This window comes from Veillonella sp. (assembly GCF_018364065.1).
Taxonomy (GTDB): domain Bacteria; phylum Bacillota; class Negativicutes; order Veillonellales; family Veillonellaceae; genus Veillonella_A.
This window is the reverse complement of record NZ_JAGZMO010000002.1, coordinates 254519-277937: the sequence shown is the minus strand read 5'-3', so window position 1 is coordinate 277937 and position 23419 is coordinate 254519. Positions and strand designations below refer to the sequence as shown.

The window sequence follows — 23419 nt, the reverse complement described above, 5'->3', positions numbered from 1 at the left end:
TTTAAAAATTAATAAACAGAATGAATTATGATTGTCCATATCACAATAAAAAGGGCGTATTTGATTCGTTGGATGTTTAATTTTGGTAAAATTATGGTAAGAATTTCTTAAAAACGCCATGAAAATCAAATAAATTTCAAAATATAAAAGGCTATAAACAGGCTCTATGACTGGGTTTATAGCCTTTTTTAGATTTTTAGAAAAATAAATCGAAAAAAATAGATTTTACATATTGAAATTATTAGATTTACATGTTATAATGTGTACATAACAAGAGAACAGTAATTACTCTCCCTAGTGATTACGACTTAATATAATTCTTTATCCCGGAATTATAGGAAGTGATTCTACTTGTTAAAACCTCTAAATACCTATACCTAATCGTGAGTACAAACATGTACGAACACCTTGCCTCAGCCTCCTCCCTAAGGGCTGGGGCACTTTTCTTTGTAAATATAAGCTGTCAATCTTATGATTGGCAGCTTTTTTTGTTGAGCGGGTGGTCATCCATTAATTATCATGAATAAATAGTGAAGTATATGAGAATAAAAATTCAATTGAATGCGATTGTATAAAATGATGATTCCATTAGAGAAAATACAAAGGTATTTCTACAGAACTCATCAAACTCTCACTTAACGTTCACACTGAACTCATAAAATATGCGTATATTATAGGTATTCCCTCAGAAAAACAGTTGTTTGTAACACGAGGGTATAGATAAGAAATTGACGTATACATGTAAGTAGATTAAATGGAATACGCTAATAAAATGTGTTCCAAGAATGTAAAATCTGTATAATTATGAAACTCAGGGAGGATTTAATTATGGAACGTAAGTATGTATTGATGGTGCCTGTGGCGGCCGTAACTTTATGGGCTAACTCTATCGGATTTGTTGTAAACGCTGCATCTGTAATGCCTTATGACAGCCAATCCAATATTCAATGGAATGCACAAAATGATAACAAGGACGCTAAAGATGCTAATAAAGCACCACAAGCTCCAAATATGAACAAGGATCAGAAGGGTGCAAATGACAAGAACGTAAAAGCACCTGCCAATAACAAAGAGCAGAAAGCTATTGATAAACAGAAAAATAAACCGGCTGTAAGTCAGGATGACAAAGAAAAACGCCGCGTAGCATTGGCTAACGATTATGAAAATCGCAAAAAAGTAGAAAAACCGGAAGTAAAGAAAGACGCTCCAAAGCCACCAAAGAAAGATATTAAGGACAAAGAACCTGCTCCACAAAAAGATAGCAATTTAACATTGGTTATTAACGCTTAATAATTAAGTGCTTAGTAATTAAGTGCTTAGTAATTAACACTGAGTAATCAACACATAGTAACTAACTGTTCCTAAAAAATCAGAAGCCGGCCCTATTATGGGGTCGGCTTTTTATCTTCTTTTATCCTCTTATGATACATAAATGTATTTTTTCATACATGTAACTGATTGAAAAATTTTGATAAGGGTATTGAAATATATTGGTAAAATCGGGAAATTACGCATATTGATGCTTTTAAAAATTAATTAAATGTGTTAAACTTGTAAAAAAGAAGTTGACATGGCTAATTCATAGTGTTATAGTAGGTTTATGATTTGAATAGAGCTTAAACGATGAAAAGAAGAGTACATATATGAAGTATGTGCAGAGAGCCCGGACGGTGAGAGCGGGTCGTAGGACATATATGGAAGTGCATCTTGGAGTTAGGAAGGCAAAGCAAAGATAACAGATTAATGCTTCAGAGGAAGTATTGGTCAGCGTTATCGATGGGGAGTCTTTTTCGGGAGTCGCCCGTTACAGCGAATCTGTATACAGTCTTTGGAATAATTAAAGGCCTGTACAGTATGAGATATTTGATGAACGCTTCGGCGCATGCGTCAAATAAAACAAGGTGGAACCGCGATATATCGCCCTTGGTCACGATGTGATCAAGGGCTTTTTTTATTGCAACATCGAGGCACATCGCATACATCTTCGGATTTATAGATTTGCTAATTTTACATGACATATACGGCTGACTACTGCAGGGTTGCCCATGTATGAATTAACAAATGTATGGATTCGTAGATATGTGATATCATTTGTTCAAATCGTATGGCGAGATAACATCGAGCCGTGTAAGTGGAAGTAAAAGTAAACAAAATATAATAATTTCAGAAATACGAAATGTAATTGATGAAAGGAAGAGAGAGACAATGAGTATGAAACCTGTAAATGATACTTTGCAATTAATCGGTAATACACCTGTTTATCAAATTAAAGATACTAACGTATATGTAAAATTGGAAAAATACAATGCCGGCGGCAGCGTTAAAGACCGTGCCGTATACGGTATGTTGCGTGATGCACAGGAAAAAGGCCTGATTAAAAAGGACACAATTTTAGTAGAAGCTACCAGCGGCAACACCGGTATCGCCCTTGCTATGCTTGGTGCAGTTCTCGGTATCAAAGTTGTTATCTTAATGCCTGAAAGTATGAGTAAAGAACGCCGCGAATTAGTAAAAGCGTATGGTGCTCAATTAGTATTAACACCAAAAGAAACCGGTATGAAGGGTGCTCTTGCTAAGGCACAGGAAATTCTTGATAACAATCCAAGTGCTGTAACATTAGGCCAATTCGTGAACCCTGCAAATCCTGCAATTCACTACGAAACAACCGGTGCTGAAATTTTCGAACAAGTTCCTAATGTAGGCATCGTAGTAGCCGGTATCGGCACAGGTGGTACTTTCACAGGGGTTGCCCGTAAGTTGAAAGAACTTAAAAAAGATGTAAAAGCAGTCGCAGTTGAACCGGCAGGTTCTCCTATGATTTCTGAAGGTAAAGGTGGCGCACATAAGATTCAAGGTATCGGCGCCGGCTTTATTCCTGACAACTTCGACCGCAGCTTGATGGACGAAGTTCGCACAGTAACTGACAGCGATGCTATTGACCAAGTACAAACATTTATGCGCGAAACCGGTATCAGCATCGGTATTTCCGCAGGCGCAGCTATTAAAGCCGCAAAAGACTTGGCAGCTCAGAATCCTGGCGTTGCAGTTGTGGCTATCGCTCCGGACGGAGTTGAAAAATACTTATCTATGCTTGAATTCGGCGATGTAGAATACGTAAAAGCATAAGCTATCAAGGTGCTTACGTTTCAGTGGAATGCCGATGGAATTAAGGTTAGGACGATATAAACGGGAGGCCCTATGAAGAAGTTATGGAGATCTATTCGGTACAATATTAAACGAGTGATGGACTCAGATCCGGCAGCCACTTCGGTGCTCATGGTTCTGTGGACCTATCCGCACATTAAAGCGTTGTTTTGGCACTTTTTCGCCCATCGTTTATATAAACACGGGTTTAAACTGCTGGCGCGCCGTGTGGCACTCCATGGACGGAATTCTACCGGTATAGAAATCCATCCGGGCGCCCAAATTGGAGCCGGTTTATTCATCGATCACGGTATGGGTGTGGTTATAGGTGAAACGGCGATTGTAGGCGACAATGTAACCTTGTTCCACGGCGTTACGCTGGGCGGCATGAGCTCCCGACGGGTGAAACGCCATCCGACCGTAGGCAATGATGTACTTATCGGCGCCGGCACAAAGGTGCTGGGCGATATAACCATTGGCGACGGCAGCCGCATCGGCTGTAACTTAGTTATTAAACGCGATGTACCGGCTAACGTAGTAATTTACGAAACAGAACCGGAAAATATCGTCGTGCGCAAACCGAAACGTGCCATCCACATCGTGGAAAGCAGTAAGCGCAAACCTCGGCATAAAGTGGCTTTTTTACCTAAAGACATGACAGATGAAATGGCTTGGTTTATTTAGAAGAAGACAAAAACTTTTTTATCGTAGACGTGGATGTGACAATCAAATGTCTGAAATAAACCGGTTCGATTCATTTGCCAGTCAAGGCAAAATAAAAGCCAAGGCCGACAATGGACTAATCCTTAAGCATTAAAACAAAACCAAAAGAGAGAAAAGATACACTTCCCCCTGAAAACAGGGACTTATATTGAGAGAGACACTGATTATCATAAATTTGTCAAAAGGAATCGGATAAAATACCTATAGTAAGTAGGGGTATATAACACTTTTGCAATAGAAACTGCTATTTCTGTGCGTACTGGATAAGCGCACGGGGATAGCAGTTTTAATTTTAGGGGTATACCCCCGTATTGAGCCTTCCGGCCTATCGTGCTATGATAATTGTGAACTGGTTGTACTTCGAAAAAATTAAATATGTTGTTATGTGAAAGCAAAGAAATCAAATATGTTGTTATGTAACAACATAGAACGGAAATGTGCTGTTGTGTAACAGTAAACCGGTTTTACTGATAACCTAAGTTGTGTTTTAGATACACATTGTTGTGTGAGAAAGGATTGATACAACGATGAAAATAAATCAAATGAAATTGGCGAAACTTGCCTTAGCTGTGACTTTGATGACCGGCAGCGGCTATGTGGTAAACGCGCAAATGATGAACGGCATGATGAATCAAAGTATGATGAGTCAGGATGTAATGGATCAAGACTCCATGAACAGCATGATGAATACTATGATGGGTCAGAGCAGCTCGAACCAAAACTACGGCAATGGCATGATGAACGGTTCAATGATGAATGGCATGATGAACCAAAATTCCATGCATAATACGATGATGAACAATATGATGTCCGGTCAGGGCATGATGGGCATGCACGATGAAGCAATGACACTTCATCAGTCTACTCAGGCACCACGTCCTTTGGCGATTCCTCCATTGGTTAAAGGTACCCCTGACGGAAATGGCCGTATGGTATACAACGTGACTGCGCAGACCGGTGAAAGCGATATTAAAGACGGTCAAAAAACGGCTACATATGGTTACAACGGCAATGTGTTGGGCCCTGCGTTACTTATGAAACGCGGTGAAAAAGTAACCATTAATTTAACTAACAATTTACCGGAAGCAACAACATTCCACTGGCATGGTTTGGTCGTTCGTTCCGATGTGGACGGTGGTCCTCATTATCCAATCGCTGCTAACGGCGGCACCGGTAAAATTGAATTCACTGTAAATCAACCGGCAGGCACAGCTTGGTTCCATCCACATGCTATGGGCTCTACAGCAAGCCAGGTATATAAAGGATTGGCAGGGCTGATTGTCATCGATGACAATGAAATCGGTAAATTGAACTTGCCTCATGAATACGGTGTAGATGATATTCCGGTAGCCATTCAAGACCGTTTATTTACAAAAGACAACCAATGGGATTATAAATCCGCTTACTCCGATGACGGCGTTTATGGTGATACATTAGTAGTGAACGGCACAATTAATCCATACTTTGAAGTGCCTAAGAAATTAGTTCGTGTTCGCTTGTTGGACGGTTCGAATGCACGTAACATGACACTTCGTTTAAGCGATGGTTCTACTATGTATCAAATCGCCAGTGACGGCGGATTATTGGAAGCACCGGTAGCAACGCAAGAAATCACCTTAGTACCGGGCGAACGCGCTGAAGTATTGATTGATTTCTCCCGTTATGCAAATGCCGACAAACTTCCAAGCTTGGTAACACAGAACGGAACTATCAATGTATTGGAATTCAGAAAAGCGGCATCCTGGAATACAGATAGTGCGGCAAGTGTTAATAACACAATTCCTACATGGAACTTTGAAACAAAGAAACATGACGAAGAACTTCAAAAAGCGGCTACAACTGATAAAATTGCGCAGCATATCGTTATGTCCGGCATGGCAAAAGATGTAACCATTAACGGTAAAAAATTCTCCATGGACCGCATTGATTTGACTGCAAAATTAGGGAGCACTGAAGTTTGGGAAATCTCCAACTCTGACGGCATGATGGGTATGATCCATCCATTCCATATTCACGGCGTACAATTTGAAGTAGTGTCCCGTAACGGCGTGCCTACAACACCTGACGAAAGAGGCTTGAAAGATACAATCTCTGTAGCACCTGGTGAAAACGTTCGCATTAGAATCCACTTCACACAGCCTGGTATCTTCATGGTTCACTGCCATATCCTTGAACACGAAGAAAACGGCATGATGTTGCAGTTGCAAGTAAAATAAACTCTTATTCGGACGTGATAAAGCCTTTGGCTTGTAGTTAACTATTTCTATTCTTCGCTGAAATGGCGGAGGATTAGGGATCCGATAGCAAAAAATATATAAAATAAAACCTCTATTGATGGCGAGATCCGATGGAATCGTTGTTCAATAGAGGTTTTTATTTTCCGGTCTATAGCCGTTTATTCCTGTTTATCATAGTTTATTAGTTTAATTTACCATATTCGGACAAAATTTTTATACAGTATTGACAATATTCGAATGAAAATGATATACTTATTCAGTAGTTATGACTACTGGAGGATTACTCAAGAGGCTGAAGAGGACGGTTTGCTAAATCGTTAGGGCGGGTTACCGTCGCTAGGGTTCGAATCCCTAATCCTCCGCCATTTTTTTTGCCCTAAATTCGATAAAAATTATATGTAATTCAAAAACTCCTGTAAAGCGATGTATCATCGTCTTACAGGAGCTTTTTTACGTTTTCAAAGGAAGGATTCTAACTTAGTTTTACATTACATTTTTTCAAATTTTTCTTTTGGCACGCCACAAGTTGGGCATTCCCAATCATCAGGTAAATCAGCGAAAGCTACGCCTTCAGCTGCTTCATCATACACATAACCACAAACGGAGCAAACATATTTGTCTTTCATAGTTCATTCCTCCTTAGGAATCACAACACGCCTCTTGGCTAATATATGTCTTGTCGTTTTACAATTCGCCCATCAATTCTTTGGCAATCACGTATCCTTGGGTATAGTTATGGCCTAAGTTTAAGCCAAATACGTCCAATGGATAGTCGGTACTGCCATAGAAATGACCTGCTAAATTGCCTGCGGCATAAAGACCTTCAATTGGTTTGTCTTCTGCGTCCACGACTTGGAGTCGTTCATTAACAACCATGCCGGAGCAGGAGACTGTGAAACGAATATGGCGATGGATGCCATAGAACGGTGGTTTCAGAACCGGGCAGAGGTTTTCAGGCTCTACGCCGAATTCCACATCGCGACCGGCTTCCGCCATTTCATTGTATCGTTTTACTGTAGCTACAAATGTAGGTACGTCTGTAATTTTCAGCTTAGCAGCCAATTCTTCCAATGTGTCCGCTTTAAATGTAGCGATGAGGCCCGGTACAACGCCGGTGTGTTCCACTTCAGTTTCTTCCGGCATCCAATGCTTAATGGATTCGAAATCTTCGAAACCGAGGCCCAATCGTTTGGCTTGATCAATATATGTACTGTCGAAAACCTGACAATAGTGACCTTGGTCTTCCTTGCTTGTTAAGTAGCAGTTCATTAAATCCATGCCCAGTGCTTCATCGCAGAAGCGTTTGCCGTTCATTTTTACGCGTAAATATGGAGAGTCCATCATAGAGGCAGGGCCTGCGTCCATATCATGGGCCATTTTCGTATGGCCTACATGTTCCATGCGGCCGCCCACCCAGGCAATCATTTTATGACCGTCGCCGTCATAACCGAAACGCTTACGGCCTAAATTATCCATATCAGGTAAATAATAATGCATCATTTCATCATTATTGGCATAGTCGCCGGTGGCGAGAACAACGCCCTTAGTGCCGTTTAACTGGATGTATCCGTCCGGAGACTTGGCGATAACGCCGGTAACTCGGCCGGTTTCGTCCTGCACAAGCTGTTGGCCCGGAGTACCGTAGTAAATGTCGATGCCCCGTTCTTCCGCCATCTTACAAAGTGCTTTCATACCTTGACCTGTATTGTATGGTTTTGGGCCGAAAACACAAGTGGTAAACTCAATTTTGAAGCCATGTTTTTTTAGAAGGGCTGTATGAACCGGTGTGCCCATATCTTTAACCTGAGCACCTGCCAGCTTGGCCTGTTCAATAACCCAACTTACCGCTTCGCCGGAGTGGTTCGCCCACATTTCAATGAGGCCTCGCTTAGCGCGATGGTCTGCCGATGCTTCCAGTAAAGTAACCAAACGAGCTACGTCGTAAGGATCGCTCTTGTCCAGTAACACGCCCGCACCGAAATTGCCGCCGGCCATGGCGGATTTCAGTTTCTGAACAATGGCAACTTTGGCACCTAATTCTGCAGCTTTCAGCGCACATGGTACCCCCGGCGAACCGGCGCCAACAACGACAATGTCATAGGTTTTGACATCTTTGATGTCCGTAATCGGTTCCGGCTTCCTAAAGAAAGCTAATTGTTCGTTCATAGTCATTACCTCTTTTCAGTGTGAAAATCATGCAATATTAAAAACAAACATTAATCAGTCTATTATGTTTACTTCTATTGTACGCCTGAAATCAACAAATATCAAATTGAAAAATACATTTATGTAAAAAATATGAAGCATAAAGATGTGGAAGCAAAAAAATAGTGAACAATTTCAGTAAACTTTGAAAAATATTAATCAATAATTATTTTGAATATTGAAAATAGTGGTGCAACAATCTTGCGTTCAAGTCTATATAAAATATAATTCTGTGGTATAATTTAGCCATTAACAGAAGTTATTGAGAGAGAACGAATCATTGAAGAGACATTGGGAGTGATAGTATGCCCGGAACAGGTACGCTGATTAACATGGCGCTCATTGTGGTAGGCGGGATTATCGGCCTCACGGCACGGCGCTTTTTGAAAGAACGATTGTTGGAAACACTTATGGCCGCCATGAGTGTTTGTATTTTATTTATCGGCTTTGGCGGCGCCATGAAAGAATCGCTGGTTATTGAAAATGGCCACTTGACTATGACGAATATTATGATGGTGGTTGTTACCTTTGTGGTGGGAACCATCATTGGCGAAATGCTCGACTTGGATGGCAAATTGGAAACATTTGGCAACTGGCTGAAGGTAAAGAGTAAAAATGACGGCGAAGGCGGTTTTATCAGCGGCTTTTTAACAGCGTCTTTTACGGTCTGCATCGGAGCCATGGCCATTATCGGGTCCATTCAGGATGCGTCGGGCGATCCATCCATTTTGATTGCGAAGTCCATGATGGACTGTATTATTGTCATGATTATGACCAGCACTATGGGGAAAGGTTGCATCTATTCGGCGGTTCCTGTAGGGTTTTTACAAGGGGCGGTTACGGCTTTGGCTGTGTTCATTGCACCATGGCTTACGGCGCAGGCCTTAAGTAATATCGCACTTACGGGCTCGCTCATGATATTCCTTGTAGGGGTTAACCTTTTATGGGACAAACACATCCGCATTGCCAACATGCTGCCAACCTTAATCGTGGCGGCTTTATGGGCTTGGCTGTAGATGTAATCTAGATAAATTAAAGCTGTAGATGTAATCCCGATAAATTAAAAAGGAGACTTATGTTACATAAGTCTCCTTTTCTATTTGTGCAGCTTAATGCCAATAGGACAATACAATTAATACCAACAGGACAATACTATTAATACCAACTAATACTAACAGGACAATATAATTAGTACCAACGAGTTAATGGTAATTCATTATTAATGCCTTTAGTTGCCAGAATTTGATGCAAGTCCATCATGCCGTTGTAGAAGGCGGCGGCGCAGCCGTTCAGGTACAAGTCCCACATGCGAATGAATCGCTCGTCGAATTGTTTACGAATGGTTGGAAGTTGGGCGTGGAAGTTTTTGGCCCATTCCAACAGGGTCAAATTGTAGTGAAGGCGAAGATTTTCCACGTCCAGTACATGGAAGTTATCTTCCGTCATGTCAGAAATCATTTCGCGAAGGCTTGGCACCATGCCGCCCGGGAAGATGTATTTGCTCATCCATGCGTCGCCCGGCTTTTCATTCATGCCGCTGATGAAATGAAGTAAGAAGAGCCCGCCTTTTACGAGGACGGAATCAACGGCATCATTGAAGAGCTGGTAATTTTGACGGCCTACGTGTTCCACCATGCCCACGCTCACAACGCGGTCAAAGGTGAGTCCCGATTTTGGTAAGTCGCGGTAATCCATGAGTCGCACTTCCAGATAATCTTCCAAGTGATTTTCCTTAATCCGTTCCTGGAATTTTTCATACTGTTCGTGGCTCAAAGTAATGCCGGTGCCTTTAATTTTATATTTCTTGGCCGCTTCGATGAGCAGGAAGCCCCAGCCGCAACCGATGTCTAAGAGGCGCATGCCTTCTTTTAAATATAACTTATCTAAAATATGGTCAATTTTATGCATTTGCGCTTCGTATAATGTGTCGTCTGGATTTTTAAAATACGCACAGGAATATTGCATCGTTTCATCCAGCCAAAGAGAATAGAAATCATTGCCAATGTCGTAATGGCTCTGCACTTCTTCGGCCTGATGTTTCTTTGTGAGCGGATTGTGCATCAATTTATTGAGCACATCACCGGTTGTTGTAAATTGATCCATTTGCCCCAGAAAATGGTTCAGCGCATAGTATAAGTCGCCCTCAATATCGAGGGTGCCGTCCATGTAAGCTTCGCCGAGAGCGATGGAGGTACTGCTTATTAATTTACTTACAGGAATTGGTTCCTTCATAGTTACGGTAAATAAGGGAGCACCTTCACCGATTATAAATTCATTGTCTTTAAATTTTACTTTAAAGGGATTGGCGTTAAACCGTTGGAGAAAATTAATCATAGCTTTTTCTTCTAGTTTTTCACCTATAATATCAAGCATAATCGGGCATCCTCCTTATTAAAATTTTATATGTCTGACTAATATATACTAAAACTGTGCACTTAAAATGTCAATTGATTTTAAATTGCAATTATAAATAGTACATATATAAAAAAACGATAAACAGGTAGCACGTGTAAGTGCATTTTGTGTATCACTATAATTTTATGACTGCTTCATTAAAGGCAGGTTAAATTTTATTAACCATGGGAGCACGAGGATATTTTGAGGGGGATGCCTTGAAAATGATATAATAGATGCATGTAAGAATCAGGTCGAGTTAACGTATATAGTAGATAATATATTATTAACGAATTGATAATTGTATCAGTGAGTGCGTTATTAAGTGAGTCAGTATAGGAGTTAAGATGGGAATTTCATTGTATCTGGGAAGGGCCGGTACAGGTAAAACGGAAGCGTGTTTCGAGTACATCAAGGACACGATGAAGCGCTTTCCGGGTGAGCCGATTATTATGCTTGTACTGGATCCGGCTACGTATGTAACGGAGCGCCGGCTGGCGGAATTTATGGATGAAGGCGGCTTCACAACGGTTCGTGTAGTGGGCTTCAGTCGACTGGCCTATCAGGTGTTTCAATCGCTGGGCAAGGTGCGCAGCACCGGCTTGTCGGACATCGGTAAAAAATTATTGCTTCGCCTTGTTATGAAGCGTCAGGGCGGTTCGCTGGAGTTATTGGGACAAGTGGCGAAACAGCCTCATTTTGCGGATATTGTGCAGCAACTGTTGACAGAATGTCATAATTTTAAGGTCAATGGGGACAGTCTGCGCCAAGGCGCGCAACAGGTGGAATCCATCGTGTTGCAGCGCAAGTTGAATGAGTTGGCACATTTAATGGACTCCTATGAGGCTTTAGCCGGTGAAGTGGGCGTGGACGGTCAGGATCAACTGAGTGAACTCATCGAAGATTTACCGCTTAGCCCCCTATTAAAAAATAGCCATGTCATCATTGACGGTTTCCATTGGTTTACGCCATTACAGATGGAGTTGGTGCATACCCTCATTTCACTGGCGAAGGACAGTATCGTAACACTTACCCTTCCTCCTGAGCTAGCGCAAGTGAATGTGGAGCCTTCGAAGTTGCGCCTCTTTGGCCGTACACATGAGGTGTTTACCGAGTTATTTACACACTATGGTAAAAACATGGAGATTCGTAAATTTACGGAGACCCGCCGTTTCAAAAATCCGGCTGTGAAAGAACTGGCTACGCGCTATTTCGATACACCTGCTAAAGGAAATACAGTGTCGGATACATTGCCGTTCACATTGGCATACAATCGGGAGCGCGAAGCGGATGCGGTGTGCCGTAAAATTTTACAAGAAATGGAAACGCAGGGACGCCGTTGGCGGCATATGGCGATTATGTTGCGCGAATCGGAAACTTACGGAGACGTATTGGAGAAGGCGTTAAAACGCTACAATATTCCGTATTTTTCGGATCGAACCCGTCCAATCGTGAGTCATCCGCTAGGTGATTTTTTGTTGGGTCTTTTGGAAGTGGTTCATCGCCAATTCAATCATGATGCGATTTTCAGACTTTTGAAAACAGACTTCTGGAACTTAACGCGCACCCAGGTAGACGAACTGGAAAACTATTGCCTGGAATTCGGCATTCGTGACCTCATGTGGCTCAAAGATAAATGGGAGTATATGCGTTATAACCGCTTTGTTGCGGAAGAAACTCGCGATGAAAGTGAAAACACTGATGGGGAAGAAACAATGCAGAGTGGCGCCGATCAAGCTGTGGATGTGACATCGGTTCAGAATCGCGATGAACAAGCAGGGGAAGCTTCTTTTGCACAGAATCGCATTCCGCTGCCCGGTGAAGAAGATCGCTGTGCGCGCGTAAATGAAAGTCGTACCCTAATTATGGAGCAGTTGCTGCCGTTGTGGAAATTTGCTAAAACGGCTCATAAAGGCAGTGAATGGTGTGAGTTTCTATATAAAACGATGCTTTCTGTAGGTGTGCCGCAACGCTTGCATGAATGGACTGAAGCGGCTCGTGAAGCGGGTGAAACAGAAGAAGCATCCGCTCATGAACAAATGTATAAGCAAGTTATCGGCCTGTTTGACGAGATTATGAAGCTGGAACTGGACGATGATTTAACGATCGCCGAATTGGAACTTTTGCTGGAAGAAGGCATTGAGAATGTGACGTATTCCCTGGTGCCACCAAGTTTGGATCACGTCATTGTTACGACGATTGAACGTGGCTATACGCGGGAGCATCCGGTCGTATTCCTTATGGGGCTTAATGACGGTGTATTTCCTCAACATATGGGCGATGAAGGATTGTTAAATGACGGCGAGCGTGTAGCGTTGAAGGAAGCGGGAGTTACTCTGGCGGAAGGCGCATTGGTGCGCGCATTTAACGAAAACTTCCTCTTGTATTTGGCTTGTACCCGTTGTACGGAGCAGCTCTATATTTCCTGCGCTAAATCGTCGGAAGGCGATACGGATGACGGTGGCGCATTGGAAATGGCTTTGCCGCTCAAGCGGTGGCAGCAGCTTGGTTATGTAGGACCCGCGGAAGATGTGCCACTTACCATACCAGAGGATCAGCTTGCGGATTATTTGTGGCGCCCTGAACAGAGTTTACATCTTTTAGCGGGGCAAATGAGCAGTTTGGCTCACGGGGATGAATTATCGCCTATTTGGCGAAGCGTTTACGAATGGACCCGCGTAAATGAATATAAAGATAGCTTGCGTTTAGCTACGCGAGGGGCGTTGGACTCCAATGAAGTGCCGCCGGTGCAGCGAGATATTGTACAGGCATTACTCTTCAGAAATGATGCTCTCAGCGGCTCGGTGACGCGAATTGAACGATATCAGAAGTGTCCGTTCGCATTTTATGCGCAATACGGTCTTAAGTTGGATGACCGTCCGGTAAAACAGTTCGGCGCACCGGAAATCGGTACGTTTTTACATGAAAGCTTGCGCTTGCTGGGACAGCAACTTTTGCGTGAGCAGAAGCAATGGCGCGATATTGAGGGTGTAAATACGGACGAGTTGTGTAAAGCAGTAATTGACGAAATCGCGGAAGAAGTGCATTTAGGTGAAGACGAGAATGTGTATGAAATCGTGTTGCGCCAGCGTTTGGAAGATACGCTGCGACGCACGGTGGCACGCCTAAGCGACTGGTCGCGAAAGAGTGTTTTTGATACGAAGTATTTGGAACAGAATTTCGGCAGCGGCCGACAGAGTTGGCCTCCGGTTATGATCCCCTTAGGAGGAGCCAACCACATTCGACTGCAGGGGCAATTGGACCGCGTAGATGAATGGAACGACGGTTCACGTACCTATGGACTCGTAGTAGACTACAAAACCGGCAATATTAAGGTGACAGCGTCTGAAATCTATTACGGTTTAAAATTGCAGTTAGTCACGTATTTACTGGCCCTTGAAAAAGCACAGCGCGCAGCGGGTTTGGTGCCGGCCGCGTTGGTATATAGCTTTGTGCAAAATCCGCGCATTAGTATATCCTCTATGGTGACAGAGATTACGGCCCCTCAAATTGTTGAGAAAAAGGGCGAAATTAGGAATACGGGCTATTTCACAGATAATGTGGATGTGCTCATCAAGATTGATGAATCCTTGGAAGAAGCAAAAACCTCGAAGGCTACCTATGTGCCGCTTCGTATTACCAGCAAGGGCGGGATTCACAGCGGCGACAAGGATTTAGTGAAATCGGCGGAACAGTTTAATGTACTCACGAGCTATGCGGAGCAGGTGATGGGCCGTGCCGGCGAACATATGCTGGAAGGACATTTCCCTATCAGCCCGTATAATTACGGCGATGAAATTCCTTGCGGCTTCTGCCAGTTTAAGGCCTTGTGCCGCTTCGAAAATAGCCGCAACGCGTACCGCTATATAGATAAATTGAGTGAAGATGAAGCACTGGATAAGATGGAGAAAGGAGGTGAGGTGTATGAAGTGGACAACAGAACAGCAGATGGCAATTGATGCGCCTCGCCCGGGAAGTCGCGATTCGCAGACTCTATTGGTGGCGGCTGCAGCCGGATCCGGCAAGACTGCCGTATTGGTAGAGCGCATTATACAGCGCTTACAGGATACGGAGCGTCCCTTATCCATTCAGGAACTGTTGGTCGTAACCTTTACGAAGGCGGCCGCTGCAGAAATGCGGGCTCGCATTGGAGCGAAACTGTCTTCCGTTTTCAGTGAGACGAATAATCCCTATTTGGAAGAACAGATCAGTTTGCTGCCGTCCGCTCACATTTCTACACTTCACTCCTTTTGCCAGTGGGTAATCAGTCATTATTTCTACCGTCTGGATATTGATCCTACGTTCCGCATCGGCAATGAATCGGAGCTCCTTCTGATAAAATCGGAAGTGTTGGACGAGCTCCTGATTCAGGCGTATAGTGATAACTCATATAATATTTATAAGCTGGCGGACATGTTCGGAAGCACGCGTTCCGATGACGGCATTAAGGAGCAGATTCTCAATCTGCATACGTTCGTTATGGCACAGGACGATCCAATGGGTTGGCTGGAAAGGGCGGAAGCACTTTATACGGACAGTAAAAATTTGCCAATTCAAGAGACCTTGTGGGGTGCATACTTCTGGGAGCGTCAGCAGGAATTGATTCAAGAAATTGAAGGACGCTACGAGGAAATGAGGCAACTCATTGCCTTGCCGGAAGGGCCATTTGCCTGGGACGAACATGTAAGCTCCGTAGAGTACATCATGGATGCGCTCAAATCGGCTGAAACCTGGGACGAAATGGTAACCGCCGCAGCAATGGTAGGCGGTCATAAATTCAAGGCTTTCCGCACGGACAAGTATAAAACGGGCTTGCAAACCGGCGCTATCAATGCGGGCGTTGTTTCGAAAACATCCACTTTAGGTAAATTGAATCAAGATCAGCTGAAGGGCATGAGTCAGGGGCCGTTCGGCGTGACGGAAGAACAGTTCCGCGCGCAAATTGAGCAGCAACTGCCATATATACATGGACTTGTGTCGTTGACGAAAGCCTTTATTGACCATTTCCAGGCCCGTAAAAAAGAAGAGGGCATGGTGGACTTTTCTGATTTGGAACATCTTTGCCTGGCTTTGCTTCGCGATAAGCAGGACGATGGCTCCTGGGCACCATCCGAGGTGGCGTTGGAACTGCGGAAACAGTTTAAGGAAGTCATGGTCGATGAATATCAGGATACGAGCGGTGTGCAGGAAGCGATTGTAAACGCCGTGTCGCGTAAAGATAACCGTTTCTATGTAGGTGACGTAAAGCAGAGTATTTACCGCTTCCGTATGGCCAATCCGGGGTTGTTTTTGGAGAAATATAATGACTTCGGCAAAGAACTGGACGATGTGGAACGGCGCATCGATTTGGCGAAAAACTTCCGTTCTGAAGCGAACATTTTGACATTTACGAACTTCCTGTTCCGACAGATTATGACCAAGTCCGGGGCGGAGCTGGATTATGGCGACGAAGAAGCGTTAAACCCGGGGCGCTATGTAGAAGACGCGCCGGAAGACTGGGTCGGCGGCCCTGTGGAAATGCATCTTATTGATGTGAAGACGGAGGAGAGCCCTGCACCGAGCTATGGCGGTTCTGAAGAGGATGATCGTGATGAATTGGACAATCAGGACAAGGAAATTGCCTTTATTGTAGAAAAAATTCAGGAATTGATGGCTCAAAAGAAGAAGGTGCAGGAGCCGGACGGATCATTCCGCGAAATTATGTGGCGCGATATTGTTATTTTGCTACGCTCTACGGCCGGTAAGGGCAGCCGTATTGTCGAAGCGTTGCGCGCCGTTAATATTCCGGCCTATGCGGAAGAAAAGACAGGCTACTTCAGTGCCATTGAAATTAAATTGCTCATTTCACTGCTTCAAATCATTGATAATCCGGAGCAGGATTTGCCGATGGCTGTGGTATTGGCATCTTCCTTTGTGGGCATGGATGCGAATGAACTGGGACGTTTGCGCCTGTGCGGCGACGGCTCTCTTTGGTCGGCATTGCCTGTGTATGCGGAAACATATGACAATAACTTGTTGCGTCAGTTTATTGCCCGTTTGGAAAACTGGCGCACCTACTCTCGACGTCACAGTGTAAGTGATTTGCTTTGGACGATTTACGAAGAAATGAATTATTTGGAATACGTCAGCGCCATGCCGAACGGATTGGTGCGCCGTGCCAATGTAATGGCTCTTTACACTCGCGCTAAACAGTACGAGTCGGGCAGTTTCCGCGGTCTGTTCCGTTTCCTTCGCTTCTTGGAAAGTTTGCAGGAAGCGGGTAAGGATTTGGGACCGGGCACAACGGTGAGCGAAGCGGACAATGTGGTGCGAGTTATGACCATTCACAAGAGTAAGGGGCTCGAGTTCCCGGTTGTATTCCTGGCATCAGTGAACAAAGGCTTCAATACGCAGGACTTAAAAAAGGCCATGATTTTAGACAGTACCAGCGGTATCGGCCTGAAAGGATATTTTGAAGAATACCGTCTCTTGTACGGCTCGTTCTCCTGGCTTTACGCGAAAGCGCAGGCGGAACATGCCATGAAGTCCGAAGAAGAGCGTATTTTATACGTAGCCCTGACACGTGCACGCGATAAACTGTACATTACGGGATATATTCGAGGCTTGGAATCGGAGTGCAAATCCTGGGTAGCACCGGGGCTCGTAGTGAGTACGCCAAGCTTCCCGGCCACCTTGATACAGTCGGGGAAATCATACTTATCCTGGCTCTTAATGGCTTTGGGACGACATATTAGCGGCAATATTTTGCGCGTTAATAGCGGTGTGGAAGAGCCGGGCCTTATGGACTTGCCGGATAAGAAATGTAATGTGACGATTGAAATTCACGACGGAAATGACTATCGCGGTCGTTTATTTACGAAGGACCATGAAAATAAAATGCTCGACGTAGTGCGCGAATTGGCACCGATTAAGGCGGATCCGTTGCCGCAGAACATTGCAGAACGATTCGATTTTACCTATCCCCATGAAGGAGCCACTACCAAGGCGGCTAAAATATCTGTGAGTGAGTTAAAACGGCGCTTTGCTGAATTGGAGGATATTGCGGAGCCGATCAGCACTACGGCAGCTGAAGTTTCTGAACGTTCTTCTGCAGAACCGGAGCCAACCGTTACGGCACATCCATCTTCTAATGTGGGCAATGACGCTGATGCGGTTGTGACCGGAGGAATTGAAAGTGCTGAAGATCTGGGTATTTTCGGTATGGAACCTACTGCATTGACGGAAACGCCTGTCAGTCAGAGCGGCGCTCAATGGGGTACGTTGATGCATGAGGCGATGCAATGGTTGCCACTTGTGCCATATACAAAAGAAAGTCTCAGCCAGGCATTGGATGAGTTAACCTTGAATGGATATTTTACGGAGGCCGAACGAAATGTGTTGGGCCTTGGCAGTTTATACCGTTTCTTTATTTCCGATTTGGGCAAACGCCTGCTGGCATCGCCGCGGATTGAACGGGAATGGCCGTTCAGCTTGCTCTTCGATGCAAAAAAGGTGTACCCGGATGTAACGGGCGAAGACAGCCTTTTCTTACAAGGTATAATTGATACGGTGTTCCTGGAAGATGAGGAATGGGTGTTGGTGGATTATAAGACGGACCGCGTTACCTCCGGTGACGAGCTGCGTCGCCGGTATAGCTTGCAACTCAAACTGTACAAAGAGGCGTTGGAACGTTTGACTAATCGCCGTGTGAAGGAAGTTTATATCTACTCCTTCGCGCTCCATGATGCGGTATCGATGAACCTGTAAAATGACAAAAACATATAAGCATACACGTATATTTGCATCAAGGCATGAATGTATAAACACATAAAAGCATGAAAGTCTAAAAGAATGAAAGTATAAATGCTTAAAAGCAAAAAATATAGAAGCCTAAAAGCTTTATAGTTATATAGGCAAATGAAAAAGGAGCTCCGGGAGAGCTCCTTTTATTTATACTATTGAATACGTAGTTACCGGGTAGGTCGCGGTAACTCATGCAACGGTATAGGCGTTGTGTGCATGTTCACGTAAACGCAAGTACCGATTGTTTGTTGGCACTGAATTGTACCAATTCGTTGCCGTTACCGAAAGAAACCAAGTATCGGCCAGTACTGAATTGCACTAATTATTTGTTAGCACCGAACCATTTGTCGTAAATTTTCTGGTATGTGCCGTCAGCTTTTAACTCTTGTAAAGCTTTGTTAGCTTTTTCGCGAAGTTCGTTGTCCCCTTTGCGGAATGCCCATACAACTGGTTCGCCTTTAGTAGGTTCGCCGGTAAGTTTAAGGTCTTTGTCAGCGCCTTGTTTTAAGTAGTACATAGCAACAGCGTTGTCGAGGATCATAGCGTCAACTGTATTAGCTTGAAGTTCGTTGAATGCTTGAGAGTTGCTGTCCACTTCTTTTAACTGTACGCCAGGGATTTTACGAGCCATTTCGGAAGGAATAGTACCGATCTGAGTTACGATACGTTTGCCTTCAAGGTCTTTCCAGTCGTTGATGTTAGTGTTGTCTTTACGAACTACGATAGCGAAGCCGCCTTCAGTGAAGTAAGGGTCACTGAAATCAACTGCTTTGGCACGTTCCGGAGTGGAGTTGATGCCGGCAGCGATCATGTCGATATCGTTACTTTGAAGAGCAGGAATCAAAGCGTCAAAGCCCATGCTCTTGAATTCCATTTTGTAGCCCATTTTTTTAGCTAAAGCGTCAGCCAAGTCGATATCGAAACCAACGTATTTGTCGCCTTCAGCGAATTCAAATGGAGGGAAGGTTGTTTCAGAACCTACACGAAGAACTTTTTCTTTTTGAGCAGTGTCACTGCCACAGCCGGCCAAAAGACCTACGGCTAATAAAGCGGCGGTTACGCCGAGAACCACTTTCTTGGATGCGAATTTCTTAAGACTGTTAAACATATATGCCTCCTTAATCACAACAGACGGGCAACGGATTGTATGTCACAATCTTCGACTACTGACTGCCGTTTTACCACTATGACTTTGTGCTGCCACGCCACAACCGGCGACTAAGACTTTTCGAATCATAAGCGATGTGCCCTTAAAACGTCAACTCACAACGTACTTGTGTCTTTTCTTAAATGCATACGCACATTATACCGTGTTTCTGTATAAATATCAATACATAAATAATGAAAATTATGCATAATTTTAGTAATAAAAACACATGCTTGAATTGTAGCACAACTTTGAATATGGCTTTAAATATAGTAAAAGCTATAAGTGACAAGGTGGGTGTGGTGAATTTTAATTCTCGCGGATACAACATAGATGTATGTATAAACTTGCGTAAGCAAGAAATATTGAGTATAATTTTCCATGATGAAAGGATTTTGCAATATATATAGTTATAGTCAGATAGAAATAAAGGAGTTTACTATGAAATACTGGGAAGCGGCACAGTCGCATATGGATAAAAACAAGGAACATGCTTTTGCCATCAACTTTGAATTGGCGGCGCATCCGGAAGTATCCGGGAAGGAAGTAAAATCGTCAGCGTTCATTCGCCAAACATTGGAGGAGGCGGGCATTACTGTAGAAGCGGAACTTTGCGGCGTAGCCAATGCATTTAAAGGGACTGTGGTAAAAGGTGAAGGCGCAAATCGTCCTCGCCTTGCGATTCTGGCAGAATACGACGCACTCCCGGATATCGGTCATGCGTGCGGTCACTGTGCAAGCGGTTCCATCAGTGTCTTGTCGGCACTTACGCTGAAATCCCTTCACGAGTCATTATTGGCTGAAGGTAAGGGCGGATTGCCGATGGACGTGGATATTATCGGTACACCGGACGAAGAAGCGACCGGCGGCAAAGTTGACCTGGTAAATGCGGGCGCCTTCAACGGCTATGATTTTGCTATTATGGTTCACATGGATGGTGTGGAATCCCGTCCTAACTCCGCATTCCTCGCGTTGGACTGCTACCGCGTATCTTTCAAAGGAGTACCGGCTCATGCGGCAGGCGAACCTTGGAACGGCGTTAATGCATTGAACAGCATGAACTTGGCGTTCCAGGCCATCGACATGATGCGTCAGCAGACTCGTCCGGAAACGCGTATCGGTTACTATGTAATTAACGGCGGTAACGCATCCAATGTAATTCCTGAATATACGGAATTTGAAATCTGCGTGCGCCATACAGAACGAGATTACTTGAATACCTTGGTGGAAAAAGTGCGCAATTGCGTAAAAGGTGCGGCCATTGCAACCGGTACTACCTACGAAATGAATATGTATGGCAACAGCTTTGACGACATGAAGTGGAATGAAGCAGGGACGGCACTTATCAGCGAAGTGTATGACGAATTGGGATTACCTCATAAAGACGGAAAACCGACCGACTTGGGTAGCTCCGACATCGGCAATGTAAGTAAGGTGTGTCCTGCATTCCATCCGACCTTGCGTCTTAAAGGAGACGACAAAGTGGCGCACACGATTGGATTTGCGAAGGCTATGAGCGAACCGACCATTAAAACCTCCATTACTGAAGGGGCGTCCATTATCGTGAAAACATTGTTGCATCTAATGGAAGATCCGGCTAAGTTGGAAGCCATTAAAAAGGAATTTAACCAGGCTTAGAAAAATATGGCCAGCATAGAAAAGCATAACCAAGTTTAGAGCAGTACAACCAAGCTTAGAAAAGTATAACCAAATTTAGAAAAGTATAAGCAAGCTTAGAAAAGTATAAGCAAGATTAGACAAGTATAGCTGGCTTAATAAGACTGGCGTAATAAAAAATACATCCCCTACAAGTGAAGGCATCGTTGAACGACCTTCTTTGCAGAGGATGTATTTTTATTTTGTCTTAGTTTTATAAGTTTTTATTCTGCATAGAGCACTTAATACAAACTATTTCACCATGTTATGTAGTGAATTTTATTTGTGCATTTTTTGTGCCATGCTGTCTAAATCTTTCGCGGATACACCGGATGGATCATGGAAATCGTTGGACGGCTGATCCGGATGTTTCGCGCCTTCGTGCCACCAAACGATGCCGTCAGTGTTAGGCAAGGTGCTGCGATGGAACACAGGTTCCAATACGCCTGCTTTTTTCTGTTTAAAGTAATCGTTCATGGCAATGATTGCCTGTTTACCTAAGAGAATAATAGAGGTTACGTTGGTAAGAACCATGAAGGCCATAAATAAGTCGGCCAGATTCCATACGAGATCCAAGGAAGCGATGGAGCCGAAGTATACCATGAATACAACAAGTACGCGGAAAATGTTGAGGTAAAGTGGATTTTTAGTTAAATGAGCGATGTTGATTTCACCATAGTAGTAGTTGCCCACGATGGAAGAGAAGGCGAACATGAAGATGAAAATGGCCATTACGCTAGGAGCCCAGCTGCCTAATTGGAAGGACAAGTCGTGTTGTACCAATTCGATACCCGTCATACCTGCTGTTTCATAGTTACCGGAAACCAATACGATAAATGCGGACGCACTACATACGAGGAAGGTGTCCACGAAAACGCCGAAGCTCTGAATGAGACCTTGTTTTACAGGATGGCTTACATCAGCGGTAGCAGCCGCATTCGGTACAGAACCTTCACCGGCTTCGTTGGAGAAGAGACCGCGCTTGATACCGTTCATCATTGCGGCGCCGAAGAAACCGCCTGTAGCGGCATCAAAGCTGAATGCTTCTGTAAAGATACGGTAGAAAATGCCAGGTAATGCATCAATGTGAATGAGGGTGATAATAACCGCTGTTAAGATGTAAATGCCGGCCATGATTGGCACAAGCCATTCACTTACTTTGGCAATACGGGCTACACCGCCGAAGATAACGACAGCAGTTAAGAGCGCGACGATAATACCGATCCATTGATTACTTAAGCTAAATACCTGCATGGACATGGCCAACGTGTTAGCCTGTACGGAGTTGTAAATTAAGCCGTATGTTACGCTGATAAGCACGGCAAAGAGGAACGCGAATACAGGGCTTTTTAAACCGGCTTTAATGTAGTAAGCAGGACCGCCGTGGAAGCCGCCTTTTTTAGAAGGCTCCTTGTAAATCTGAGCCAATGTACTTTCGATGAAGCCTGTAGCAGCACCGAGGAAGGCGATGAACCACATCCAGAAGACTGCACCGGGACCGCCGAGTACGACCGCAATGGCGATACCGGCAATGTTGCCTACGCCTACGCGGGATGCGGAACTTACACAGAATGCCTGGAAGGAGGAAATGCGATTCCCTTCCGTTTTCTTGCCCACACCTTCACCGAGGAGACGTACCATTTCCTTAAGCTCACGAATTTGGATGAACTTCGTGCTGAAGGAGAACCAAATACCGGCACCAATTAATAGAATAATGATGATGTAGTCCCAAAGGAAACCGGTAAATGAGCTAATGTAACTGTTAAGTAATTCCATAAAAATCCTTTCTTTACAAAAAAACAAGAAACTAATCGCAAATATATGATTTTTAAATAAAATTGGGTTAAAAAAACACAAAATCTATTATACTACATAAAAACTAAATTCGTATATCCTATAGAAAAACTTTTTGTACACATATTGTGAATATTCATAGTTTATTAGTAGAATAAGAGCAAGATTGGAACGAATTATAGATGGGCGGGATCGAATTAAAGATAGACTGAGGTTGAACTAGAAATAGACCGGAATGTATTAATGGGCGATTATGTCCCTTACATGTCCTTACGGTATGCCGATGGTCCTTGCTTGTCATTTCACAATATTTAGTATATAATATTAGAGCTAGCCG

13 protein-coding genes and 1 tRNA gene are annotated in these 23419 nt (G+C 43.9%); 9 read left to right on the top strand and 5 right to left on the bottom strand.

Annotated elements, in window-relative coordinates:
• Positions 1-828 precede the first annotated feature (828 nt).
• From KHZ77_RS03110 to KHZ77_RS03090, 5 genes are all read left to right on the top strand, one after another.
• Complete coding sequence (locus KHZ77_RS03110) at positions 829-1290, top strand: hypothetical protein (protein ID WP_295195629.1); 462 nt, start codon at positions 829-831, stop codon at positions 1288-1290.
• 915 nt (positions 1291-2205) lie between these two features.
• Positions 2206-3126, top strand: a complete 921-nt coding sequence (gene cysK / locus KHZ77_RS03105; RefSeq protein WP_295195627.1) for a cysteine synthase A — start codon at positions 2206-2208, stop codon at positions 3124-3126.
• Positions 3127-3198: 72 nt separating this feature from the next.
• Positions 3199-3828: a serine O-acetyltransferase EpsC gene (epsC, locus tag KHZ77_RS03100; RefSeq protein WP_295195625.1), complete on the top strand. Its 630-nt coding sequence runs from the start codon at positions 3199-3201 to the stop codon at positions 3826-3828.
• A 566-nt stretch (positions 3829-4394) separates the two neighbouring features.
• Positions 4395-6083 (top strand): multicopper oxidase domain-containing protein, encoded by a 1689-nt coding sequence (locus KHZ77_RS03095; RefSeq protein WP_295195623.1) that lies wholly within the window; start codon positions 4395-4397, stop codon positions 6081-6083.
• Between the two features lie 295 nt (positions 6084-6378).
• Positions 6379-6469, top strand: a tRNA-Ser gene (locus KHZ77_RS03090).
• A 123-nt stretch (positions 6470-6592) separates the two neighbouring features.
• On the opposite strand, the gene KHZ77_RS03085 is transcribed toward KHZ77_RS03090, so the two are convergent.
• Together KHZ77_RS03085 and KHZ77_RS03080 are read right to left on the bottom strand one after the other, a co-directional pair.
• Positions 6593-6730, bottom strand: a complete 138-nt coding sequence (locus tag KHZ77_RS03085; protein ID WP_295195621.1) for a rubredoxin — start codon at positions 6728-6730, stop codon at positions 6593-6595.
• A gap of 58 nt (positions 6731-6788) precedes the next feature.
• On the bottom strand, positions 6789-8270 hold the full coding sequence (locus KHZ77_RS03080) for an FAD-dependent oxidoreductase (RefSeq protein WP_295195619.1): 1482 nt from the start codon (positions 8268-8270) through the stop codon (positions 6789-6791).
• A gap of 344 nt (positions 8271-8614) precedes the next feature.
• Here KHZ77_RS03080 and KHZ77_RS03075 point away from each other — a divergent pair, with 344 nt between their 5' ends.
• The gene (locus tag KHZ77_RS03075; protein ID WP_295195617.1) at positions 8615-9325 is read left to right on the top strand and encodes a DUF554 domain-containing protein; all 711 of its coding nucleotides are present in this window, start codon (positions 8615-8617) and stop codon (positions 9323-9325) included.
• Between the two features lie 172 nt (positions 9326-9497).
• Here KHZ77_RS03075 and KHZ77_RS03070 read toward each other — a convergent pair whose 3' ends face one another.
• Entirely contained in the window at positions 9498-10682 is a 1185-nt protein-coding gene (locus tag KHZ77_RS03070) for a cyclopropane-fatty-acyl-phospholipid synthase family protein (protein ID WP_295195615.1), read from the bottom strand.
• Positions 10683-11050: 368 nt separating this feature from the next.
• Between KHZ77_RS03070 and KHZ77_RS03065 the strand changes: the two genes are divergently transcribed.
• Together KHZ77_RS03065 and addA are read left to right on the top strand one after the other, a co-directional pair.
• Complete coding sequence (locus KHZ77_RS03065; protein ID WP_295195614.1) at positions 11051-14662, top strand: PD-(D/E)XK nuclease family protein; 3612 nt, start codon at positions 11051-11053, stop codon at positions 14660-14662.
• The gene (gene addA / locus KHZ77_RS03060) at positions 14628-18449 is read left to right on the top strand and encodes a helicase-exonuclease AddAB subunit AddA (protein ID WP_295195612.1); all 3822 of its coding nucleotides are present in this window, start codon (positions 14628-14630) and stop codon (positions 18447-18449) included. The genes KHZ77_RS03065 and addA overlap by 35 nt, the downstream gene beginning before the upstream one ends.
• A 358-nt stretch (positions 18450-18807) precedes the next feature.
• On the opposite strand, the gene KHZ77_RS03055 is transcribed toward addA, so the two are convergent.
• On the bottom strand, positions 18808-19593 hold the full coding sequence (locus KHZ77_RS03055; RefSeq protein ID WP_295195610.1) for a basic amino acid ABC transporter substrate-binding protein: 786 nt from the start codon (positions 19591-19593) through the stop codon (positions 18808-18810).
• 480 nt (positions 19594-20073) lie between these two features.
• Here KHZ77_RS03055 and KHZ77_RS03050 point away from each other — a divergent pair, with 480 nt between their 5' ends.
• Positions 20074-21270 (top strand): M20 family metallopeptidase, encoded by a 1197-nt coding sequence (locus KHZ77_RS03050; RefSeq protein WP_295195608.1) that lies wholly within the window; start codon positions 20074-20076, stop codon positions 21268-21270.
• A gap of 297 nt (positions 21271-21567) precedes the next feature.
• Here KHZ77_RS03050 and KHZ77_RS03045 read toward each other — a convergent pair whose 3' ends face one another.
• The gene (locus KHZ77_RS03045) at positions 21568-23064 is read right to left on the bottom strand and encodes an alanine/glycine:cation symporter family protein (RefSeq protein WP_295195606.1); all 1497 of its coding nucleotides are present in this window, start codon (positions 23062-23064) and stop codon (positions 21568-21570) included.
• Positions 23065-23419: the final 355 nt, after the last annotated feature.